General features: G+C 67.9%; 22 protein-coding genes. 16 read left to right on the plus strand and 6 right to left on the minus strand.

Annotated elements, in window-relative coordinates:
- Window positions 1–64: 64 nt before the first annotated feature.
- The gene (locus ACZ5U5_RS16145; protein ID WP_469021574.1) at window positions 65–1486 is read right to left on the minus strand and encodes an MFS transporter; all 1422 of its coding nucleotides are present in this window, start codon (window positions 1484–1486) and stop codon (window positions 65–67) included.
- Window positions 1487–1593: 107 nt separating this feature from the next.
- Here ACZ5U5_RS16145 and ACZ5U5_RS16150 point away from each other — a divergent pair, with 107 nt between their 5' ends.
- From ACZ5U5_RS16150 to ACZ5U5_RS16165, 4 genes are all read left to right on the plus strand, one after another.
- Complete coding sequence (locus ACZ5U5_RS16150) at window positions 1594–2283, plus strand: TetR/AcrR family transcriptional regulator (RefSeq protein ID WP_469021575.1); 690 nt, start codon at window positions 1594–1596, stop codon at window positions 2281–2283.
- A gap of 163 nt (window positions 2284–2446) precedes the next feature.
- Window positions 2447–2848 (plus strand): response regulator, encoded by a 402-nt coding sequence (locus ACZ5U5_RS16155; RefSeq protein ID WP_469021577.1) that lies wholly within the window; start codon window positions 2447–2449, stop codon window positions 2846–2848.
- Window positions 2849–3012: 164 nt separating this feature from the next.
- Window positions 3013–4143 (plus strand): DUF475 domain-containing protein, encoded by a 1131-nt coding sequence (locus ACZ5U5_RS16160; protein WP_469021579.1) that lies wholly within the window; start codon window positions 3013–3015, stop codon window positions 4141–4143.
- Between the two features lie 88 nt (window positions 4144–4231).
- Complete coding sequence (locus tag ACZ5U5_RS16165) at window positions 4232–4987, plus strand: GNAT family N-acetyltransferase (RefSeq protein ID WP_469021582.1); 756 nt, start codon at window positions 4232–4234, stop codon at window positions 4985–4987.
- 90 nt (window positions 4988–5077) lie between these two features.
- Here the strand turns inward: ACZ5U5_RS16165 and ACZ5U5_RS16170 are convergent, their stop codons facing one another.
- A complete protein-coding gene (locus tag ACZ5U5_RS16170; protein ID WP_469021584.1) occupies window positions 5078–5485 on the minus strand; it encodes a VOC family protein in 408 nt (135 codons plus the stop codon).
- Between the two features lie 244 nt (window positions 5486–5729).
- Between ACZ5U5_RS16170 and ACZ5U5_RS16175 the strand changes: the two genes are divergently transcribed.
- Together ACZ5U5_RS16175 and ACZ5U5_RS16180 are read left to right on the plus strand one after the other, a co-directional pair.
- Window positions 5730–6755, plus strand: a complete 1026-nt coding sequence (locus ACZ5U5_RS16175; protein ID WP_469021587.1) for an ArsR/SmtB family transcription factor — start codon at window positions 5730–5732, stop codon at window positions 6753–6755.
- Between the two features lie 154 nt (window positions 6756–6909).
- On the plus strand, window positions 6910–7488 hold the full coding sequence (locus tag ACZ5U5_RS16180) for a DUF6328 family protein (protein WP_469021590.1): 579 nt from the start codon (window positions 6910–6912) through the stop codon (window positions 7486–7488).
- A 154-nt stretch (window positions 7489–7642) separates the two neighbouring features.
- Here the strand turns inward: ACZ5U5_RS16180 and ACZ5U5_RS16185 are convergent, their stop codons facing one another.
- The gene (locus ACZ5U5_RS16185) at window positions 7643–8086 is read right to left on the minus strand and encodes a nuclear transport factor 2 family protein (protein ID WP_469021593.1); all 444 of its coding nucleotides are present in this window, start codon (window positions 8084–8086) and stop codon (window positions 7643–7645) included.
- Window positions 8087–8252: 166 nt separating this feature from the next.
- Here ACZ5U5_RS16185 and ACZ5U5_RS16190 point away from each other — a divergent pair, with 166 nt between their 5' ends.
- The 8 genes from ACZ5U5_RS16190 to ACZ5U5_RS16225 all read left to right on the plus strand — a co-directional run bounded on the left by ACZ5U5_RS16190 (window position 8253) and on the right by ACZ5U5_RS16225 (window position 16475).
- Window positions 8253–8960 carry a TetR/AcrR family transcriptional regulator gene (locus ACZ5U5_RS16190; protein ID WP_469021596.1) on the plus strand — a complete coding sequence of 236 codons (708 nt, stop codon included), beginning with the start codon at window positions 8253–8255 and terminating at the stop codon, window positions 8958–8960.
- 113 nt (window positions 8961–9073) lie between these two features.
- On the plus strand, window positions 9074–10633 hold the full coding sequence (locus ACZ5U5_RS16195) for an MFS transporter (RefSeq protein WP_469021597.1): 1560 nt from the start codon (window positions 9074–9076) through the stop codon (window positions 10631–10633).
- Between the two features lie 323 nt (window positions 10634–10956).
- Window positions 10957–11154 carry a hypothetical protein gene (locus ACZ5U5_RS16200; protein WP_469021599.1) on the plus strand — a complete coding sequence of 66 codons (198 nt, stop codon included), beginning with the start codon at window positions 10957–10959 and terminating at the stop codon, window positions 11152–11154.
- A 155-nt stretch (window positions 11155–11309) separates the two neighbouring features.
- Window positions 11310–11966, plus strand: coding sequence for a hypothetical protein (locus ACZ5U5_RS16205; RefSeq protein ID WP_469021601.1), 657 nt, complete (start codon window positions 11310–11312; stop codon window positions 11964–11966).
- Entirely contained in the window at window positions 11963–12865 is a 903-nt protein-coding gene (locus tag ACZ5U5_RS16210; protein ID WP_469021604.1) for an amidohydrolase family protein, read from the plus strand. The genes ACZ5U5_RS16205 and ACZ5U5_RS16210 overlap by 4 nt, the downstream gene beginning before the upstream one ends.
- Before the next feature lie 186 nt (window positions 12866–13051).
- Window positions 13052–14788 carry a chitinase gene (locus tag ACZ5U5_RS16215; protein WP_469021605.1) on the plus strand — a complete coding sequence of 579 codons (1737 nt, stop codon included), beginning with the start codon at window positions 13052–13054 and terminating at the stop codon, window positions 14786–14788.
- A gap of 236 nt (window positions 14789–15024) precedes the next feature.
- Complete coding sequence (locus ACZ5U5_RS16220) at window positions 15025–15795, plus strand: hypothetical protein (RefSeq protein ID WP_469021607.1); 771 nt, start codon at window positions 15025–15027, stop codon at window positions 15793–15795.
- Window positions 15796–15914: 119 nt separating this feature from the next.
- Window positions 15915–16475: a cytochrome b gene (locus ACZ5U5_RS16225; protein WP_469021611.1), complete on the plus strand. Its 561-nt coding sequence runs from the start codon at window positions 15915–15917 to the stop codon at window positions 16473–16475.
- A gap of 20 nt (window positions 16476–16495) precedes the next feature.
- On the opposite strand, the gene ACZ5U5_RS16230 is transcribed toward ACZ5U5_RS16225, so the two are convergent.
- The 3 genes from ACZ5U5_RS16230 to ACZ5U5_RS16240 all read right to left on the minus strand — a co-directional run bounded on the left by ACZ5U5_RS16230 (window position 16496) and on the right by ACZ5U5_RS16240 (window position 18175).
- Window positions 16496–17218 carry a DUF899 family protein gene (locus ACZ5U5_RS16230; RefSeq protein WP_469022451.1) on the minus strand — a complete coding sequence of 241 codons (723 nt, stop codon included), beginning with the start codon at window positions 17216–17218 and terminating at the stop codon, window positions 16496–16498.
- Between the two features lie 121 nt (window positions 17219–17339).
- The gene (locus ACZ5U5_RS16235) at window positions 17340–17681 is read right to left on the minus strand and encodes an ArsR/SmtB family transcription factor (RefSeq protein ID WP_469021613.1); all 342 of its coding nucleotides are present in this window, start codon (window positions 17679–17681) and stop codon (window positions 17340–17342) included.
- Entirely contained in the window at window positions 17678–18175 is a 498-nt protein-coding gene (locus ACZ5U5_RS16240; RefSeq protein WP_469021615.1) for an SRPBCC family protein, read from the minus strand. The genes ACZ5U5_RS16235 and ACZ5U5_RS16240 overlap by 4 nt, the downstream gene beginning before the upstream one ends.
- A 145-nt stretch (window positions 18176–18320) precedes the next feature.
- Between ACZ5U5_RS16240 and ACZ5U5_RS16245 the strand changes: the two genes are divergently transcribed.
- Together ACZ5U5_RS16245 and ACZ5U5_RS16250 are read left to right on the plus strand one after the other, a co-directional pair.
- A complete protein-coding gene (locus ACZ5U5_RS16245) occupies window positions 18321–18710 on the plus strand; it encodes an iron chaperone (protein WP_469021618.1) in 390 nt (129 codons plus the stop codon).
- Between the two features lie 206 nt (window positions 18711–18916).
- Window positions 18917–20245, plus strand: coding sequence for an ATP-binding protein (locus ACZ5U5_RS16250; RefSeq protein WP_469021620.1), 1329 nt, complete (start codon window positions 18917–18919; stop codon window positions 20243–20245).
- Window positions 20246–20276 lie beyond the last annotated feature (31 nt).

A 20276-nucleotide genomic window follows, 5' to 3' on the forward strand; every position in this document is an offset into this window, starting at 1 on the left:
GGGTGGCATGACGCCACCATTCACGGGTGCCCTCTGCGGCTGCAACTGCCGCCGAAGAGGTGGGTCAGGACACGGGCTCCTGCCTGCGGTCGGGGCGAGGCACCCGGCGCGGGGAAATGAGGGTCACGGTCGTGAGTACGGCGAGGACCGCGAGCAGCGCGGCAGAGGCGAGCACGGCCCGGGTGCCGTCGGTGACCGCCTGGCTGCCCTGGCCGCCCTGGAGGGTGAAGACCGCGCCCAGAGCCGCGGTGCCGACGCCGGCGCCGAGGGAAGCCAGGGTGGATACGGTCCCGGCAACCATGCCGACCCGTTCGGGAGGGGCGACCTGCACCGCGACGGCCATGACGGGCGCACCGGCGATCCCGCCACCGGCCCCCCACACCAGGAGCGGCACAAGCAGGGCCCACCACGCTGTGCCGGGCGTGATCAGCAACGCCATGGCCAGGAGGCCGGCGCTCTTGAGCGCATAACCGAAGCTGATCACGTGGCCGGGCGCCCAGTGGCTGAGCAGTTTGGAACCAGCCATGCCCATGACGATCTGGGCGAGGAAGACCGGGGTCATCAACATCCCCGCCCCGGTCGGGCTCAGTTGCAGCCCGTCGGAGAAGTATTGGATCAGATAGACCGAGCCGCCGATGGTCAGGGCCCGGGAGAGGAGGACGGCCAGCATCGCGCCGGAGAACGCGGGCTGAGCGAACATGCGTAACTCCACCATGGGCTGGGGCACATGCAGCTGGGCGGCCAAGAAAGCTGCCAGCGACAGGCAAGCGATGACCAGCACGGCGGTGTTCTGCCAGGACCAGGGTGCTCCGCCGGGGCGGAGCATGAGGAAGGTCGCGGTGCCGAGGCCGAGCGTGAGCAGCAGGCTGCCGGCCCAGTCCGGATCCCCGGTCCCGGGAGCCGCAGGGGCGGGGCGTGGCAGGACGCGTGCGGCCAGCACCCAGGCCAGCATGCCGAGGGGGAGGTTGATCGCGAAGACGGCCCGCCATCCGAAGGCGTCGATCAGCAGCCCGCCGAGCGTCGGGGCGAGGAGACCGGCTGCGGTCGCGAACGATCCCCAGGCTCCGATGGCGAGATTGCGCTCCTCGCCGCTGTAGCGGTCCGAGAGCAGCGGGATGCCGTTCACCATGATCGCTGCGGCTCCCGTGCCCTGGACGACGCGCGCGACGTTCAGCCACGCCAGGTCCGGCGCCACCGTCGCCGCCAGGGAGGCAAGAGTGAACACGGCGATCCCGGCGAGAAACAACGACCGTCGGCCCCACCGGTCCGAGAGGCTCCCGACGACCTGGGTGAGCGCCCCCATGGCGACCATGTACGTCACCACCACCGACTCCGCGGAGGCACCGTCGGCAAGGTCTGTGCTGAGCAGGGGCAGTCCGACCGTCACGATGGTGAGGTCGACGACCACCAGTCCCGTAGAGACCATCACGAGCACCAAGACCCCGCTGAACGGCGGAAGGCGGCGGGAAGGTTTCTGAGCTGTCATGCGGTGCTCGACCTCCAGGGGGGCGGGGTGGATGGTCAGCGTGCAGCCCGCCGCCCCTAAAAGTCAACGGGTGTGAAGTTTAATGGGGGAGGTCGTAGGCTGGCGCCATGCCTGCCGCTTCCCGCCGTCGCCCCGTCACCCGCAAGGGCCGCCCGGTCCTCACCCGCGAAAGCATCGCCGCCAAGGCTCTGGAGATGGCCGGCTCGCAAGGGTTTCGCTCCGTCACCATGCGCGCCCTGGCCGCTGAACTGGGCGTCACCGTGCGGGCGTTGTACAACTACGTCGAGGACCGCCAGGACGTCGTCGCGCTCGCCGTGGACCTCATGCTCGACGCCTGGGACCCGCCTGCCCTGCACCCCGAGACCTGGGAGACCTCCGTCGCCGACTACGCCCGGTCGCTGCGTGAGCTCTACCGGCGCTGGCCCCGCGCCCTGCTCGTCTCCCTCGATGAGGACGCGCCCCCGGCCTCCGTGCACCCCAACCGCCTGATCAACCTCGACCGCTTCCTCCGGCTTCTGCAGAGCGTCGGCCTCGATCTTCCGGCGGCGCTCGGGGCCCACCGCCATCTCTCCCTGCTCGTCCTGTCGTTCACCCTGCTCGTCGACCACCCCATCGACCGGGCCGGTGCCGAAGGCAGCACACTCGTCCCCGACGCATGGCTCACATCGCACGCCGACCTCGACATCCCCACCCTCCGACAGGCGGCCGCGCTGCCCCTGCCTTCCGCGGACGCACAGTTCGACCAGCTCATCTCCGCCGTCCTGACACACATCCGGAGCCACCTCGACGCGGTGTGACCACCCACCGTCACAGTCGCTGGTAGGTGGAGTGTCGCTGGTGCGCTGGTAGGGGCTTTCGCGTCGGCGCCGCCGGGCCGTCGGCGGGCTCGCACCCCTGCAGGCCCCGACCAGCCCCGACCACGGACGGGCGGTGAAGAGTACTTGGAAGCATGCTGGCTGCATGATGACCGTGCTGCTTGTAGCCGACGACGACATGATCAGGTCCTTGCGCCCGCTGGTCCATCACGGCCCGCACTACCGCGTGATCTCCCACGCCGGCAGCCCATCGGTGGCCCTGGCTCAGGCAAGGGCCCTGCTCCCGGACATCGTCGTCATCGACACCGCCGTTCCCGGGACTCCGGCGGAGCTTGCCGCGGCGTTCCGAGAGCTGCGCAACCTGGATCCTCCCAGTGGCGTCATCTGGCATGTCTCGGCGGAACCTCACCTCCCATCGCGCCTGCTCGAAGAAGCCGAGGGCAAGATCCACACCGTCCGGCACGGCGACCAAGCCGCCCTGCGCGCCGCGCTGCGCACCATCGGCCTGCGCCGGGCCAGCTGCGACCCCGATCAGCCCGCTGTCTGATCGGTGGGCCTGGCGGCAAGGTTCCAGGGCGGGAGTGTGAAGTGCCGCGAAAGGGCACCAGGTAGGGAAACGTTGGTGATCATAGTCCGAGAGCGTTCAGCGTTCGATGAACCGCTCCCCGGCGCTGTGACACCCCGGCCCGACGTCCCATGAGAGAGAAGCCAGTGGTTTTGAAAACGTTCGGCTGGTCGTTCGCGGTCACCGCGCTCGGCCTGGTCGCGGCGGTGTTCTACGGCGGATGGACGGCCATCGGGGTCGTGGCGATCCTGGCGGTCCTCGAGATCTCGCTGTCGTTCGACAACGCGGTGATCAACGCCGGGATCCTGAAGAAGATGAGCGCCTTCTGGCAGAAGATCTTCCTCACGATCGGTGTGCTGATCGCCGTCTTCGGGATGCGACTGGTCTTCCCCGTCCTGATCGTCGCGCTCAGCGCCAAGATCGGCCCGATCGAGGCGGTGCGTCTCGCGGTCAACGACAAGGACCAGTACCAGCAGCTGGTGACCGACGCGCACCCGTCGATCGCCGCGTTCGGTGGAATGTTCCTGTTGATGATCTTCCTCGACTTCATCTTCGAGGACCGCGACATCAAGTGGCTCGGCTGGCTGGAGCGCCCGCTGGCCAAGCTCGGCAAGATCGACATGCTGTCGGCCTGCATCGCGCTCATCGTCCTCATGGTCTCCGCGATGACCGTCGCCACGCACGCCCACCAGCACGGCGGCACGCACGCGGACAAGGCGGGGACGGTGCTCCTGTCCGGTGTCGCCGGCCTCATCACCTATCTCGTCGTGGGCGGACTCTCCGGCTTCTTCGAGCGTCGCCTGGAGGACGAGGAGGAGCGTGAACAGGCGGCCGAGAAGGAGGCCAGGACAAGCGGCAGCGGCCAGCCCGCAGTGGTATTGGCCGGCAAAGCCGCCTTCTTCATGTTCCTCTACCTGGAGGTCCTGGACGCGTCGTTCTCGTTCGACGGCGTCATCGGCGCCTTCGCCATCACCAACGACATCGTGCTCATGGCGCTGGGTCTCGGCACGGGCGCGATGTACGTCCGTTCGCTCACCGTCTACCTGGTCCGCCAGGGCACCCTGGACGACTACGTCTACCTGGAGCACGGCGCGCACTACGCGATCGGCGCCCTCGCAGCCGTTCTCCTGGTGACCATCCAGTACGAGATCAGTGAGGTCATTACCGGCCTCGTCGGCGTCATCTTGATCGCTTCGTCGTTCTGGTCGTCGGTACGCCGCAACAAGAAGATTGCGGCAGCCGAGACGAGCGTGGGGGCAACCCGAAGCCATAGCTGAGAGCCACGACGGAGCGCGGCCCAGCTCACAGGCCGAAGCCGTTGCGGGCGTACCGTCGCCGCCCCAGAGCAGACATCGAGGAGACCCGATGACCCCACGCCTCAACGCCTACGACCAGCCCGTCGGAGATCCCCTGTCAGGCTGGACCGCCCGAGCGGCCCCCGCCCGGGTCGACTTGGAGGGCGCGTACTGCCGCATCGAGCCGCTCGACGCCGAGCGGCACGCTGCCGATCTGTACGCGGCGTACGCGACCGAGACCGACGGACGGAACTGGACCTACCTGCCCGATGAGCCCTACGCCAGCGAGGAGGAATACCGCCGTTGGGCCCGGGCCGCGGCCCGCAGCGCGGACCCGCTGCACTACGCGGTGATCGACCGTACGGCGGACAGAGCGGTCGGCACCCTGTCGCTGATGCGCCATGACCCGGCCAACGGGGTCATCGAGGTCGGCTATGTGGTGTTCTCGCCGCTGATGCAGCGCACCCCTCTCTCCACGGAGGCGCAGTACTTGCTGATGGCCTACGCCTTCGACAAGCTCGGCTACCGGCGTTACGAGTGGAAGTGCGACGCGCTCAACACACCGTCGCGCAAGGCGGCCGAGCGTCTCGGTTTCACCTTCGAGGGCGTGTTCCGCCAGGCGGTCGTGTACAAGGGACGCAACCGCGACACGGCCTGGTACTCCGTGGTGGACAGTGAATGGCCCTCGCTTCGCGAGGTGTTCCGCGCCTGGCTGGCACCGGAGAACTTCCGGGAGGACGGCGGGCAGCGCCACCCGCTGAGCGCGCTCGTGAACACGGCCTCCTACTCCGCCCGTTCGGCAGCAACCGATCTCGGCACCCCCTGAGTGCCCGTGCGGCGGCCCTTGCCAAAGGCCAAGGACCGCCACACGTACACACATCGAGTCAGCGTCCCCAGGGCACCGGCCCGGCTGTCATCACTCCTGTCCCGCCGACGGGTCCATCCACATGACCTCCCATGTGTGCCCGTCGAGGTCGTCGAAGGCGCGGCCGTACATGTAGCCGTGGTCCTGAGTCGAACCGCTGGGCGAGCCTCCTGCGGCGATCGCTCTGTCGACCAGCTCGTCGACCTTCTCTCGGCTGGTGGCGCTCAGCGCGAGAAGAACCTCGCTCGACGTGGTGGAATCGATGATGCGTTTCTTCGAGAACTCGGCGTACTTCTCGTGAGTGTGCAGCATCACGTGGATGGTGTCGCTGAGCGGAATCGCGGCCGTCGTGTCGTCGCTGAACTGGTCGTCGGCGGAGAAGCCCAGCTCGGTGAAGAACTTCTTGGATGCGTTGAGATCGCGGGTGGCGAGGTTCACAAAGATCATCTGCTGGCTCACGAAGTCGTGCCTTTCCTCTGGTGTGTGACGGTGCAACAGGTGGCGGCGGCGGACAGACCGATCCGCGCATCTGCCGATGAGCGCGCATCGCCGATCGCTGCTTCTCCTGCTGAGACATGTGGATCGTAGGAACCAGGGGTGTGCTTGACGCGTTGATTCGATCAGGTTCGAAAGCTGGCCTGCGACGAACCGCGCAATGGGGTCGTCGACGAACGGGGAGTGCGGATCCGTGATTCGCGTGCACATGCCGACTGAACGACTGGCCGGTCTGCGTTGGGCGGTCTCACCAGTGGGGGAGCTGGCCGCAGCGCTGGTCGCCGTCGCCGAAGCGCCGAAGACGCCGCCCAGGCTTCACCACGTCAGGGCGTTGCTGTCCTCGGGCCGGCTGCCGACGCTCGCAGCCGTCGCGCGCGGCTATACCGCCTACCTTCCGGAACTGCTCACTCCGGCGCCACGTTCCTTCCTGCCGGCGGTCGAGGATCAGTTACATGCCCTCGCGACGACGCCGACGAGCACGGTGAGTACCCAGTTCACCGCCTTCCTCACCGGGGGACAGGCCCGCAGCAGTCGCTGTCCCTGGCTCGGGGAGGGACAGTTGGAGCGAGCCGACGAGCAGGTGCGCGCTCGGATCGAGGTCGGCGAGAGCGAGCTGCGTGAACGTCTCGCGCGCGAACTGCACTGGCTGTGGTCGAAAGCGATGGCGCCACACTGGTCCCAGACCACCGCGAGCTTCGAGGGCTTCGTCGAACGGCATGCCTCCGTCGCAGCCCGCGAAGGACTCGGCAGCGCCCTTGCGGCCCTGCACCCGTCGTTGCGCTGGGAGGAAGGCGCCCTGACCGTGACCTCGGCCTACGACGGAGAGGTCCCCGGAGGGCACCCCGTCGCGCTCATCCCCAGCCTCTACCTGGACCGCATCGGCCTGCACGCACCCCTGCGCCCCGGGGAAGCCCAACTTGCCATCCCCATGGGCACCCCAGACGACACCAGCCCCCGCATAGCCCCCGTCCTCGGCGCGACCCGGCTGGCGATCCTCCACAGTCTGACCCAACCGCGCACCACCACGGCGCTGGCCACGCTGCACCACCTGGCACCCGCGACGGTCTCCTTCCACCTCTCCCGTCTCCTCGCCGCCGACCTGGTCCAACGCCAACGCCACGGACGACACGTCCACTACCGCCATACGCCTCGGGCTCGGGCCATCTTGAGCCCCGTCTCTTCGACCTCGAACTTCGGGCCACCGCCCCGTCAGCAAGCAAACGAATGCCCGTGAATCGGGTACACGCGCGCTATGTCTACTAACAGCTACACGAGTTCGCAAGACGCCGAGCTTTGAGCGCCTCCTGTTGTCGCGCTGGGAACCCGCATGGGCTCGCATGAAAGGGCGGCCATGGGGCATCCGTTTTTTCCTGGATCAGGAGGAAACCATGACCATGGCGGAGCAGTCGGTCGAGCGCGCAGAACACAATGCAACTTGCCCTGGACGCCAGAGATCTGGCGGCGGGACGAGTGGCGGCGAACCGCCGGAGGACGCCCGTCAAAGAGTCAATCGACGCTGGAACGAGATTCTTCAGGAGACCCGGGTCGCTCAGACTGGCGTGCAGATCCTTTTCGGATTCCTGCTCAGTGTGGCCTTCACTCCCCTCTTTCGGGAGCTGGGTACCTTCGATCGAGTCATCTACGTCGTCACTGTCGTTCTCGGCGCGTCAGCAACAGGTTCCCTGATAGCGCCGGTATCCATCCACCGTTTCCTGTCCGGCTACCGCATGAAGGATGAAGTGGTGGAAGCCGCTGGCCGCTTGATGATCTGCGGCATGGTGCTCCTTGCCCTGACCATCGGCTGCACGCTCTTGCTGATCCTGCGCCTCGTGGTCCCTGGTGTGCTGGCCGAGGTGCTGGTCGGCGCGGTCATGCTCTGGTTCGGGTTCTGCTGGTACGTGTTGCCGATGCGCCTGCGCCGACGTGCCGCCGCACGCCGCAGTGGCGAGGTCGGCGTGCAGCCGTAGACGTGGACCGCATTGCGGTGAGGTGCTGGCCGCGGGGTAGGCCGCGTCCAGGCGCTCGTGAACGTTCGGGGTCGCGCCGAGGTCGATCTCCGACCTCATCCCAGCTATCAACGAGTGGCTGTGATCAGCTCCTCCACGATCGGTTTGTGCCCCTTCACTGGCCCTCCGCCTCGAATGCCTGGGCGACAGAGAGGCTGTCCTCGTAGACATGGTGCCGGGTGACAAGGCCGCCTTCGACGGTGAGGTGCAGGGCGAACCGCGCGCGATACGCACGTCCTGTGGGCCGGGCGGTCTGGCGGATCTCGCCGAGCACGACCGCGTCGTTTCCGTCGATGAGGATGCGCTCAACCTCGGTCGCCACATGCTCCGGCATGTGCTGCTCGGCAAGCTCGCGATAGTGAGCGGCCGCGTCGGCCCGGGTTGACCGGTGACGGATCCACGGCGTGGCAGCTCGGCCATGCTCGGCCTCCGGCCAGTCCAGCTTCCAATCGCCATGTTCGGCGTACAGCTCGGCAATGCGCTCGGGGTCGCCCTCACCGATCCTGCGCAGTAGTTCTTCCACCACGCTGCGCGTGTTCGTAGGTGCGGCTATGGACATGGTTGCCTCCTTCGTCCCCTCCCGCGTCGCGTCGACGCGCTGAGATCGCCAATCCTGCCCACACAAGCAGGCTGAGACCATTACCTCTGACGTAACGCAAGTCATCGCCCCCCACTCTGCCGGCGCGTTCCGTGCATGTTTTGCAGACTCTGCATTTTTGCGTAGCATGCAACATGTGGATGAGGAGACGGCTGTCACGGGCAGTTGGCGAGAGCGCAAGAAGCGGGCGACGCGGGCCGCTCTGGTCGAGGCGGCGGTACGGATCGCTGCGGAGCGCGGGGTGGAGCACACCACCGTCGATGCGATCAGCGAGGCCGCGGGCGTTTCGCCACGCACCTTCTTCAACTACTTCGATTCCCGCGACGAGGTCTTCGTCCTGGTCGGTGCGGAGGCGAGTGCCCGGGTCCGCGATGCGGTGCTCGAGGCGCCACGCGAGCTCTCACCGCTCGTCGCGCTCCGCGACGCGATGGCGGTCGAACTGCAGGAGATCGAGCAACAACAGGAGCTGTGGCGACTGCACGCCGAAGTGCTGCGCCGGTCTCCCGAACTCCTCGCCCGCAGTATCGGGCCGCACATGGCAGACGAACTCGGCCTGGCCGAAGCCGTCGCCGAGCGCATCGGCGCCAACTCCCCCCTGTTCTCCGGAGATCGTACGGAGAACACCGAGGCCGAGGCCCAGCAGCGACGACGAGCGCTGGGGCTGTACCCCCGGCTCGTTGCCGCCGTCGGGACCTCGGCCGTTCGGATCGCGGTGGAGCACTGGTGTGTCCACCAGGACGAGGCGGCCTTCGAGGACGTCTTCCTGGAGGTGTTCGACCACCTGGCGGCCGGCCTGCCCAAGCCGCCACCGTCGGCCAGGTCCGGGCGACGCTGACCGGATCCACTTTCTCTTCTGGAGCCCCCTGCATGTGAGGGGGCCCAGCGTTGAACTCTGAAAGAGACGATGTGACTGCAACAGCGGTGCCCCAAGAGGCGCCTTCGACCTCCATGTCCAATCGGCAGATACTCCAGGCCATGTCCGGACTGATGGCAGGCATGTTCGTCGCCATCCTCGCCGGAACCGTGGTCTCCAACGCACTGCCGCGGATCATCGCCGACCTCGGAGCCAGCCAGGCCTCCTATACCTGGGTGGTCACCGCCGAACTCCTGGCGATGACGGCCACCGTGCCGCTGTGGGGCAAGCTCTCCGACCTGTACAACCAGAAACTGCTGCTCCAGCTCTCCCTGGGCATGTTCGTGGTCGGCTCGCTCCTTGCCGGCTTCTCCCACGACGTGGGGCTGCTCATCTTCAGCCGCGTCGCCCAGGGCATCGGGGCCGGCGGCCTCACCGCCCTCGCGCAGGTCGTGATGGCGGCCATCATCCCGCCGCGCAGGCTCGGCAAGTACGCGGGCATCTTCGGTGCCGTCTTCGCCGTCGGCACGGTGGCCGGGCCGCTCATCGGCGGTGTCCTGGTGGACACGTCGTGGCTGGGCTGGCGCTGGTGTTTCTTCATCGGCGTACCCTTCGCGCTGCTCGCCATCGTGCTGCTGCAGCGCACCTTGAAGCTGCCCACCGTCCGCCGCGAGGCGAAGATCGACTTCCTGGGTGCGTTCCTGATCGTGGCGGGCGTCTGCGCGCTGCTCATCTGGGTCTCGCTCGCCGGCAACCAGTTCGACTGGGCGTCCTGGCAGACGGCCGCACTGGTCTGCGGGGGAGTGGCGCTGCTCGTGGCTGCTGTCTACGTGGAATCGAGGGTCGCCGAGCCGATCATCCCGCTGGGCATCTTCCGTAACCGCACCGTGTCGCTGACCACGCTGGCAAGTTTGCTGGTCGGCCTGGCGATGTTCGGCGGCACCGTCTTCCTCTCCCAGTACTTCCAGGTGTCCCTCGGGAAGTCGCCGACGGTCGCGGGCTTGATGAGCCTGCCGATGATTCTCGGCCTGCTCGTCTCCTCCACGGTCGCGGGGCAGCTCATCAGCGCCACCGGCCGCTGGAAGATCTACCTGGTCATCGGCGGCGTCGCCATGACCGTGGGCCTGGGCCTGCTCTCCACGATCGACGCGAACACGCACTTCGGTCTGCTCAGCGTCTTCATGGTGGTGATGGGCATCGGCGTCGGCATGCTGATGCAGAACCTCGTCCTGGCCGCACAGAACGACGTGCCCGCCACTGAACTGGGCGCCGCCACCTCGGTGTTGTCCTTCTTCCGCAGCCTGGGCGGCACCATCGGCACCAGCGTTCTCGGCGCGATCCTCGCCAATCGCGTCGCCACCGAGATGACCAAGGGACTCGACCAGGCGGGCGTCCCGGCCGGCTCCGGCCAGGCCGCCGGTCACGGTGTGCCCGACATGACCACGCTGCCGGCCCCGATGCGGGAGATCGTGGAGCACGCGTATGGCGTCGCCACAGGCGATCTGTTCCTCGTGGCCACGCCGTTCGCTCTGCTCGCACTGATCGCGGTCCTGTTCATCAAGGAGAAGCCCCTGAAGAACACGAGCGGCATGGAGCGCCTGGCCCAGGAGTCCGACGCGGCCCCCGACAAGCCGGCGGCGGAGCCGGTTGGTTAACTGCGGGATGGGTGTCTGAAGTACGCGAGCGGGCCGGCGCGGAGCAGGTCCCAGGTCCAGCAGCGCACCACTGTCGGAGCGTCCGACGGTGGTGCGCTGCTGGTTGCGTCCTGAGGTCGGAGATTGCGAGCATGCGCGCACAGTGGCCGGGTTGTCGCCCAGCCTGGTAAAAGCGGCTGAACGGTCTGTAGTGGCATGGTCCAGCCCCGGAGTCCGATGGGTAGTTGTGCCGACGGCTCGGCGGTGCCAGGGACGTTGGCGCCAGGCCAACATCACCAGTTCTGGCTTGAGGTGAGGGCCCTCTGTGCACAGTTAAATTGGCCGTGGTCCCGCATCGCGTGCGCTACAGCGCACGAGCCATGGACCTGACCGTCGACCAGGAGCTTGCTGTCCTGGAAGGCGGGAGCATCATCGACCGCTATCTGCTGCAGTTCTGGCCCGCCCCGCCAGCCCCGGACGAGGTGCTCAAGCAGACCTCGAAGAGCGCGGCGTACTGGCACAAGAGCGCTCGCAACGCATGAATGCACACTCCCGGGGAGCAGCACCGAAAAAGGCGCGTCTGATTGCGCTGAGGGAGGAGTCCGAGCGCGGGCGGCGCCGCATGATTCTGTCCCGACCCGAGGCGGCGTGAGGGTGACCCGGCGGGCGGAAGGTGTGGACGGTCTAAAGTGTGCCGATGCAGTCCTCCCCACAGCCGCGAATACCGGCGCGTGAACTGAGGCCCGGCCGGCACTGGTATCTCACCGCGGTCGGGGTCGCCGTCGTGCTGATCGTGCTGGGCGTGATTCTCGGTGTGCACCAGTTCGCCAAGGCGATCGATGCGGTGGACACCGACGATCGGTTCGCCAACGGGGACGCCCTCACCCTGCAGCTCACGCCGGAGAGCCAGAAGACGATCTGGGTGAAGTATCCGGGCCCGTCGCCTGGGCCGGAGTGCGGCATCACCGGCCCCGGCGCCCCGCGTCTCACCGAGCCGGGAGCCGATGTGTTCCTCACCCGGGACGAGACCTGGACGCCGCTCGCCACCATCGAGGTGTCGCAGGCCGGCGACTACGCGATCACTTGCTCGTCCCACGCGCTGTCCCGGTACGCCATCGGGGAGGCCGGTGGCCTCGTCGCGTTGGCGGGCTGGCTGGTACTGGCCATTGCCCTCCCCGCCCTGGGGATCGGTGTGTGCGCTGTCATCTTCCTTGTCACTGCCGTACGCCGCAGACGTCATCGCAAGCGGCTGACCGCCGAGCGCTACGGCTGTGACGACGATCTCGCCCCGCACCTTGATCTGTTCGCTGGTGCCGGTCGGGACGCGCGTACCCAAGGAGGCAGCACCAGATGAGCACCACCCCCCGCTCGACCGTGAGCAGCGAGGCCGATGACATCCGCAGTTTCTGGGCCGGGCTCGGCCTGCCCGGGCTGATCGACGTCCACACCCACTTCATGCCCGAACGGGTCCTGCGCAAGGTCTGGGACTACTTCGACACCGGCGGTCCCCTGATCGGCGGTCGTGTCTGGCCCATCACCTACCGGCGGGAAGAAGCGGAGCGCGCGGCCCTGCTGCACGATTTCGGCGTGCGGGCCTTTACCTCCATGCTCTACCCCCACAAACCCGGCATGGCCCGGTGGCTGAACAACTGGGCGGCCGAATTCGCCGACCGCACCCCTCGCTGCCTGCACACCGCCACCCTCTACCCCGAACCCGATACCGGCACCTACGTCCGCGAGGCCCTCGAAGCCGGGGCCCGGATCTTCAAGGCCCACATCCAGGTGGGCGCGTACGATCCGGCCGACGAACGGCTCCAGACGGCATGGGGGTTGCTGGCCGAGGCCGGGGTTCCTGTGGTGATGCACTGCGGATCGGGGCCCGCACCAGGCAAGTACACCGGCCCCGAGTCCGTCGCCCGAGTTCTGGCCCGTCACCCCAGATTGCGCCTGATCGTCGCCCACATGGGCATGCCCGAGTACGAGGAGTTCCTCGATCTCGCCGACCGCTACGAGCAGGTACGCCTCGACACCACGATGACGTTCACCGACTTCTCTGACAGCTTCATGCCCTTTCCCCGCAAGGCCCTTCCCCGCCTCGCCGATCTCGGTGACCGCATCCTGCTCGGTACTGACTTCCCCAACATCCCCTACCCGTACGTCCATCAACTCCAGGCTCTGGAGCGGTTGGAGCTCGGGCGAGACTGGCTGCGGGCCGTCTGCCACGACAACGCGGCAGACCTGTTCAGCCTCTGACGTCGTCCGGACGCCGACGCGGGGCGGCCCTGGCCGAACTCCGTTCCGTGGCGGCTTTCTTGCCCCGCGGGCGGTCGGCTTTGCCAGAGGTCTTGACAACTCGATTGGTCTGGACCAGCTTTGCGCACAGTAGCGGTGGCCACCGGCTCTCACCTTCGTCCTTCGCTTCTCCCCTGGAGGCATTCCGTGGACCGTGTACGTAAGGGCAGAGCTGGCGTTCGCCAGAGAATCGGCGCGGCCATCGCCGTCGGCGCCGCTGCCGCGCTCGCCGTCACCGCGCTCGCCGCGCCCGCGCAGTCGGCGGACACCACGGCGGCCGACACCAAGGCGGCCGACGTCAACGTGGCCAAGAATGCCGGGTTCGAGTCGGACCTGAGCAACTGGACGTGTACCGCGAACAGCGGTGCCGCCGTCACCTCGCCCGTGCACGGCGGTGCCAAGGCGCTCAAGGCCACCCCGGCCGGGCAGAGCAACGCCGAGTGTTCCCAGATCGTGGCCGTCAAGCCCAACTCCACGTACAAGCTGAGCAGTTGGGTGCAGGGTAGCTACGCCTATCTGGGTGCCCGCGGAACAGGCACCACCGACGTGTCGACCTGGACGCCGGGCAACACCTCCTGGCAGCAGCTCTCCACCAGCTTCACCACCGGCGCGAACACCACGTCGGTCACCGTGTACACACACGGGTGGTACGGGCAGAGCGCGTACTACGTGGACGATGTGAGCGTCCTTGGTCCCGACGGGGGCGGCGGCGCCGACCCGGTGGAGATACCGGCGGTGCCGGCGGGCCTCAAGGCGGGCACGGCGACGTCCACGTCGGTGGACCTGTCCTGGACCCCGGTGTCCACGGCCACCGGATACACCGTCTACCGCGACGGCACCAAGGTCGCCTCGCCCAGCGGCGCTTCCACGACCGTCACCGGACTCACGCCGGAGACCACCTACAACTTCCAGGTGAGCGCCACGAACGCGGCGGGGGAGTCCGCGAAGTCGACGTCTGTGTCCGTACGGACCGCAAAGGGCGGCGGCGGAGACGGCGGCCCCGTACCCAAGCACGCGCTGACCGGCTACTGGCAGAACTTCGACAACGGCGCGACCGTGCAGAAGCTGCGGGACGTCTCCTCGCAGTACGACATCATCGCCGTCTCCTTCGCCGACGCCACCACCACACCGGGGCAGATCACCTTCAACCTCGACCCGGCCGTCGGCTACGCCTCCACCGCCGACTTCAAGGCGGACATCGCCGCGAAGAAGGCAGCGGGCAAGTCAGTGATCCTCTCGGTCGGCGGCGAGAAGGGCACCATCTCCGTCAACAGCGACGCCTCCGCGACCGCGTTCGCCAACAGCGCCTACGCGCTGATGCAGGAGTACGGGTTCAACGGCGTCGACATCGACCTGGAGAACGGCCTCAACCCCACCTACATGACGAAGGCGCTGCGCCAGCTCTCCGCGAAGGCGGGCCCGAACATGGTGCTCACGATGGCGCCGCAGACCATCGACATGCAGTCCACGTCCGGCGGCTACTTCCAGACGGCGCTGAACGTGAAGGACATCCTCACGGTCGTCAACATGCAGTACTACAACAGCGGTTCAATGCTGGGCTGTGACGGCAAGGTCTACAGCCAGGGCAACGTGGACTTCCTGACCGCGCTCGCCTGCATCCAACTGGAGGGCGGCCTCGATCCCTCGCAGGTCGGAATCGGCGTCCCGGCATCGACGCGCGGCGCGGGCAGCGGATACGTGGCCCCCTCGGTCGTGAACAACGCCCTGGACTGCCTGACCCGCGGAACCGGCTGCGGCTCCTTCAAGCCCTCGAAGACCTACCCCACCCTGCGCGGCGCCATGACGTGGTCCACCAACTGGGACGCGACAGCGGGCAACGCATGGTCGAACTCCGTCGGCCCGAAGGTGCACAGCCTCCCCTGACGCACGACCTGGCGGGTCGGAGGGGCCACCCCGACCCGCCCTCGACCACACCACCTCCCCGCAGTGCGAACCCCTCCAGATCATCCAGAACCTGCTTCGAGGGATCCAAGACGACCTCTGATGCCCGATCGTGATCCACAAGTGCGCAACCCCAAAAAGATCCCGGCTGTCTGAAAGGCGCCGGAGGAGGACTCTCCGGCGCCTTTCGGTGCAGAGATACAGAGATCGGGGTTCAGGTGGGCAAGAAGGTCTGGAGAGCTGTCGTGGCCGGCGGCGCGGCGGCGGTGTTTACGGGTATGGCCGCGGTGCCGGCCGGGGCGGCCGAGGGTGGGGTCTCGTTCACCCGCGTTCAGGTGAACGGCGGCAAGCCGATCGTGATCGGGGTGTCCGAGGAGGTCGCCGCGCCCACTTCCTTCCGGATGACGACCACCCGCGAGTGGAAGTGGCCGGCGGTGTTCCTCTACCGCGGCAATAGCAATACGGGTGAGCGACTGTGGCACGCCGTCGAAACGAGCGACTGCCACGAGGTGAGCTCAGGCGTCTGCGACATCAACGAGACGATGTACTTTGACCCCTCTGTGTGGGACATGCGCAACAGTGAGGCCGGAGCCTGGAAGGTCGCGGCCGAGGTGTCCTTCAAGGGCGGCGGCGGTGACACGGACGACAAGGGCCTGACCGCCTACGTCAAGCGCAACTCTCGCCTGAGTGTGAACGCCGCGCCCGAGCCGGTGTCCAAGGGCAAGACCATCACCGTGACCGGCAAGGTGACGCGGGCCAACTGGGAGACGAAGAAGTACGCCTCCTACGGAAGCCGCCTGGTGAGCCTGCAGTTCAAGCCCAGCGGAGCCACCTCCTACACCACGGTGAAGAAGGTTCACGCCAACGGCTCGGGTGATCTCAAGACGACCGTGAAGGCGTCCAAGACCGGCGCGTGGCGCTGGGTGTACTACGGCAACACCACCACGGGTCAGTCGACTTCGGCGGCGGACAACGTCGTGGTGCGGTAGGAACCCGCCCAGGAACCCGTCTCGGAACCCGCTTCGAGGGTTCCGAGACGGGCGACGGGAGTCCCCATAGGGAATGTGCCGCATGCCTGGAGTGGCGGGGGATGGGGCAGCTTGGAGGCATGGGACTTCAGCTGCGCAATGGTGCGCACGGCTATGGGCTGGTCACGAAGGTGCTGCACTGGGCGGTATTCGTGGCGATGGCCGCGCAGTTCGCCGTGGGGTATCTGCTTGACGTCGACGACAGCGGCCATGGCCGGGGTCGAGGGCGTGGGCGGGGCGGGGATTCGGGGCAGGGGCGGGGCCGTGGTCGGGGAGGGGAGGACGGGTACGACCCCTTCAGTGATGACGCGCTGCTCACCGCGCACGTTGTGCTGGGGGCCACGGTGCTGGTCCTCGGCCTGGCCCGGCTCGTATGGCGGTTGGCCACGCCCCTCCCGCCGTGGGCGCCTGCGCTGACCCCGCTGGAGCGACGCCTGGCACATGGCACCGAGACCGTTTTGTACGCGGCCACGTTCGCCATCCCGCTCACCGGTATCGCGTTGCTGCTCTCCGGCGACGACCTGCTTGTCGCTCACATCGTGTCGCACCTCGTCTTCTTCGCCGCGTTGGCGCTGCACGTCGGGTTGGTGCTCAAACACCAACTGATCGATCGTGACCGCTTGCTGCGCCGCATGGTATGAGGCACACGCGCGCCGTGCTGTCAGGGCCGACGCGTGAGGTCGTCGGAGCGTCCGGCCCTGATCCGGGGCCACTGGGCGATGGGGCGCCCCTCGCGGCGCAAGGGGTGCTCCGGGGGCGCGTCCTGGTCGCGCGGATAGCCGGGAGGAGAGTCCTCCCACAGTTCCTGGCGGCCGTACGCGGTGAGGTCCATCAGCGCGTAGTTGTAATCCATGACCTCCACGCCGCGCAGCGTCGTCCAGTACGTCTCGTAGACGCGGTCCCCGTCGCGCAGATAGCAGACCAGGTACATCATGCCGGCCTGGCGGCCGACCAGGAGCTCGTCCCGTGAGGGGAGCGCCGAGTACCACGGCCCCTGCAAGCCCATGAAGTCCCGGTAGCGGCGGCTTTCCTCGTAGGGGCCCTGACAGAGGACCGCGTAGGTGATGTCGCGGGAGTGGAGGTAGGACAGTTCGTGCACCTGGGTGGTGACCCAGGTGCAGCCCTCGCACTGCCCGGCGGCGTCGTGGCCGTCGTGCCACATGAAGTAGTAGGCGATGAGCTGTCGGCGTCCTTCGAACGCGTCGAGCAGGGTGACCGGCCCGTTCGGCCCGGTCAGTTCGAGGTCGGCGGCCACCTCGACCATGGGCAGCCGACGCCTGGCTGCGGCGATCGCGTCGCCTTCGCGGGTGTGCGCCTTCTCGCGCAGCCGCAGTTCGTCCAGTTCGGCCTGGAAGGCGGCCCGGTCGGCGACCGGTGGCAGCACTGACGTGCGGCGGACGTCCCTCGCCGTGTTCGCCTGCTTCTCGGGTTGCTCGTGAGCTTCGTACTCGGTCACGGTCGTCTCCCATCGTCGTACGTCATTTGCCGGCACCGGTCGTTCCGTGTCAGCCGGGGGTTTCCGGGGTGTCGGGGCCGGGCTGTTCCGCCAGCTCCTTGATCCGCAGCAGGCGCGCATCCCAGGAGTGACCGATCCGGTCCAGTTCCCGTGCCAGAGCGCCGAGCCGGGCGCCGATGGCGAGGTGAACCACCTCGCGCCCACGCTGCTCGGACTCCACAAGACCTACCTCGCGCAGCACCTCCAGGTGCTTGCCGATCGCTTGGCGGCTCACCGGCAGGACCTTGGCCAGCGCGGACGCTGACATCGGGCCCTCGCCGAGCCGGGTGAGTATCGCCCAGCGCATCGGGTCCCCAAGGGCGGCACACACGACGGGGAGGGAGGCGCTCACGGAGCCGCCGTCGGGGCCGACGCGGACTTCTCGGCGAACACCTTCGCGGCCTTCAGCTCGATGATCCACCCCTCGTCGTTGCCCTCCCGTTCCTTGAGCCACGCGGCCGCGTCGTCGGCGAGGCTGGAGAATCCGCTTTCGACGACACGCAGCGTCACCCCTCCACCGGACCGCTCGTCGATCCAGAACTCGACCAGTGTCGAGGGCGTCGACTCATCCCGGGACGGCGTGCCGATCCAGCGGAACGAGGCATAGCGCGGTTTGTCCAAAGTCACGGTACGGAACCGGAACTCGCCCAGAGTCGGATGGCGCAATACGGCGATGTCGTCCTCGTGCCGCAGGTCAGGGTCGGCGTCGACGGTGCCGTCGTTGATGTACCAGCCGGGACGTGCGATCAACTCCCAGACGCGCTCGGCGGGGGCGTCGATGTCTATCTGCCGACTGATCCGGTCGAGCTCGGCGAGTTCGGTGTCGGTACGGGCGGTGTCACTCATGGCTCGCTCCTCAGGGTTGCCAGAAACTGACCTGCAACTCAAAGATTGCACATGTCCCGCCGACCTGCAACTGGTGGATTGCAGGTCGATGCCGGTGGGGTCGGTATTCCGCTTGGTCGGCAGTCCGCTTTGACAGACTGATCCCGTGAACAAGCCCAGCCCCAAGCCCAGGCCCCAGACGATCGACGCGTACATCGAAGGATTTGTCGGCCAGGCGCGTGAGCTGCTCGAGCAGCTGCGTGCGCTGATCCGCGAAACCGCGCCGAATGCGACCGAAGCCATCAAGTGGGGCCACCCTGCCTGGGTGCACCCCTCGGGGACGATCCTGTTCGTGATCAGCGGTCACGCAAAGCACGTGAACTTCGCGTTCACCCCCAGCACCCGCCAAGCCTTCGACACCGATCTCAGCGATGTCGCAACCGGCAAGGGCACGGTCAAGCTCCCGTACGGCAGCCCGGTGCCGACAGACCTCCTGCGCCGCATGATCGCCTATCGCGTCCGCGAACACGAGGATGACGGCGTGCTGTGGATGTGATGGCGACGCCTCGCAGCCGACCCGTGCGGGGGCCCGGCAGGGGGCGTGAAGGAGAGCTCTACGCATGATCGGCGCCCTGCGCCCAGCGACGGTTCGTAGCATTCCCTCCTCGCGCCTTGTGCACAGTGGCACACGCCCCGTGGCCTCCCGCGCCCCTAGCCTCGCCGCACTGGCGCGACAACGAGAACGATCGAGGGGCGAGGCCTGTGAACTGGCTGATCCACGACTACCGCGAGAGCGATCTCGCCGCGGTGGTCCACCTGATGGACACCACGGCCGAGCTCGGCCAGGAATCCGTCTTCACCGTGGCGGAGTGCATCAGCGCCCTGACCTCACGCCAGCCCGGCGTCGTCGCCGTGCACCAGGGCGTGCCCATCGGGACGGCCCTGGCCTGTGTGGCCGGGGAGCGGGCCTGGGTGATGCGGATCGCGATCGCCCCGGCCTGGCGCGGGCGCGGCCTGGCCAGCGCACTCCTGGTCGAGCTTGAGCGCCGCCTGGTCGCCGCGCGGGTCGGCCGGATCGCCTACGTCCTGCCCGAAGAGGACCTCTTCGGGGACGGACTCCTCAACGCGGGATACACCCGCCGCCCGGCCGTCGCCTATTTCGAGAAGGTCGAGCCGGTGCACGGGCCCGCCGCCAGCCTTCTCGATGACCTCGGCGGCCGGCTGCTGCCCGGTGACCTGTGGGCCAAGGTCGTCGGCATGGAGCGTGAGAAGGACCTGATCGAACGGCGGCTCGTGCTGCCGCTCGCCGAGCCGGAACGTGCGGCGCGGCACGGTGTGCGCCCGCCGCGGGCGGTGGGCCTGTTCGGTCCGCCGGGTACGGGCAAGACGACTTTCGCGCGCGCCATCGCCTCGCGGCTCGGCTGGCCGTTCGTGGAGATCCTTCCCTCGCGGCTGGCCGACGGGGGCAATCTGGCGGCTGCGCTGCGCTCCGCCTTCGCGGCGATCGCCGAGCTGGAACGCGTCCTGGTCTTCATCGACGAGGTCGAGGAGATCGCCCCGGTCCGTCAGGAACCGGCGCAGCCCGGCGGGATGCACGGAGTGACCAACGAACTCCTCAAGCTCATCCCGGGTTTCCGCGAGCGCGACGAGCGGCTCCTGATCTGTGCGACCAACTCGATCCGCTCCCTGGATCCCGCCTTCCTCCGGCCCGGCCGTTTCGACTACCTGATCCCGATCGGGACACCGGACAAGGCGGCCCGCGCGGCGATCTGGGCGCGCTACACCGACGGCAGGCCGGAGGTGGACGTCGACGCACTGGTGGCAGCGAGCGACCAGTTCACGCCCGCTGACATCGAGCACGCCGCCCGGATCGCCGCCCAGAACTCCTTCGAGCGCGATCTGGTCTCGGCCGGTGTCCCGGGTGGCGCCTCGGTTGGTGTCTCGGTTGGCGGGCAAGCGGCCGCCGCGGAGAACCTGCCCGGTGCGAGCACCGCGGGCTACCTGGAAGCGATCGCCCAGTGCCGCCCCACCGTGACGCCGCAGATGATCGACCAATTCGAGTCAGACATCACCACGCACGCACGGTTCTGACCCGGCGTTCTGACCCGGGGCCGCACGCCGG

It is taken from the genome of Streptomyces sp. NPDC033177 (assembly GCF_055577715.1).

Coding starts and splice junctions, on each gene's coding strand:
- ACZ5U5_RS16165 (WP_469021582.1), top strand. CDS start 4,232: ATGACCCCACGCCTCAACGCCTACGACCAGCCCGTCGGAGATCCCCTG.
- ACZ5U5_RS16225 (WP_469021611.1), top strand. CDS start 15,915: ATGGGACTTCAGCTGCGCAATGGTGCGCACGGCTATGGGCTGGTCACG.
- ACZ5U5_RS16190 (WP_469021596.1), top strand. CDS start 8,253: ATGCAACATGTGGATGAGGAGACGGCTGTCACGGGCAGTTGGCGAGAG.
- ACZ5U5_RS16240 (WP_469021615.1), bottom strand. CDS start 18,175: ATGAGTGACACCGCCCGTACCGACACCGAACTCGCCGAGCTCGACCGG.
- ACZ5U5_RS16175 (WP_469021587.1), top strand. CDS start 5,730: ATGCCGACTGAACGACTGGCCGGTCTGCGTTGGGCGGTCTCACCAGTG.
- ACZ5U5_RS16210 (WP_469021604.1), top strand. CDS start 11,963: ATGAGCACCACCCCCCGCTCGACCGTGAGCAGCGAGGCCGATGACATC.
- ACZ5U5_RS16185 (WP_469021593.1), bottom strand. CDS start 8,086: ATGTCCATAGCCGCACCTACGAACACGCGCAGCGTGGTGGAAGAACTA.
- ACZ5U5_RS16155 (WP_469021577.1), top strand. CDS start 2,447: ATGATGACCGTGCTGCTTGTAGCCGACGACGACATGATCAGGTCCTTG.
- ACZ5U5_RS16150 (WP_469021575.1), top strand. CDS start 1,594: ATGCCTGCCGCTTCCCGCCGTCGCCCCGTCACCCGCAAGGGCCGCCCG.
- ACZ5U5_RS16195 (WP_469021597.1), top strand. CDS start 9,074: ATGTCCAATCGGCAGATACTCCAGGCCATGTCCGGACTGATGGCAGGC.
- ACZ5U5_RS16180 (WP_469021590.1), top strand. CDS start 6,910: ATGACCATGGCGGAGCAGTCGGTCGAGCGCGCAGAACACAATGCAACT.
- ACZ5U5_RS16145 (WP_469021574.1), bottom strand. CDS start 1,486: ATGACAGCTCAGAAACCTTCCCGCCGCCTTCCGCCGTTCAGCGGGGTC.
- ACZ5U5_RS16205 (WP_469021601.1), top strand. CDS start 11,310: ATGCAGTCCTCCCCACAGCCGCGAATACCGGCGCGTGAACTGAGGCCC.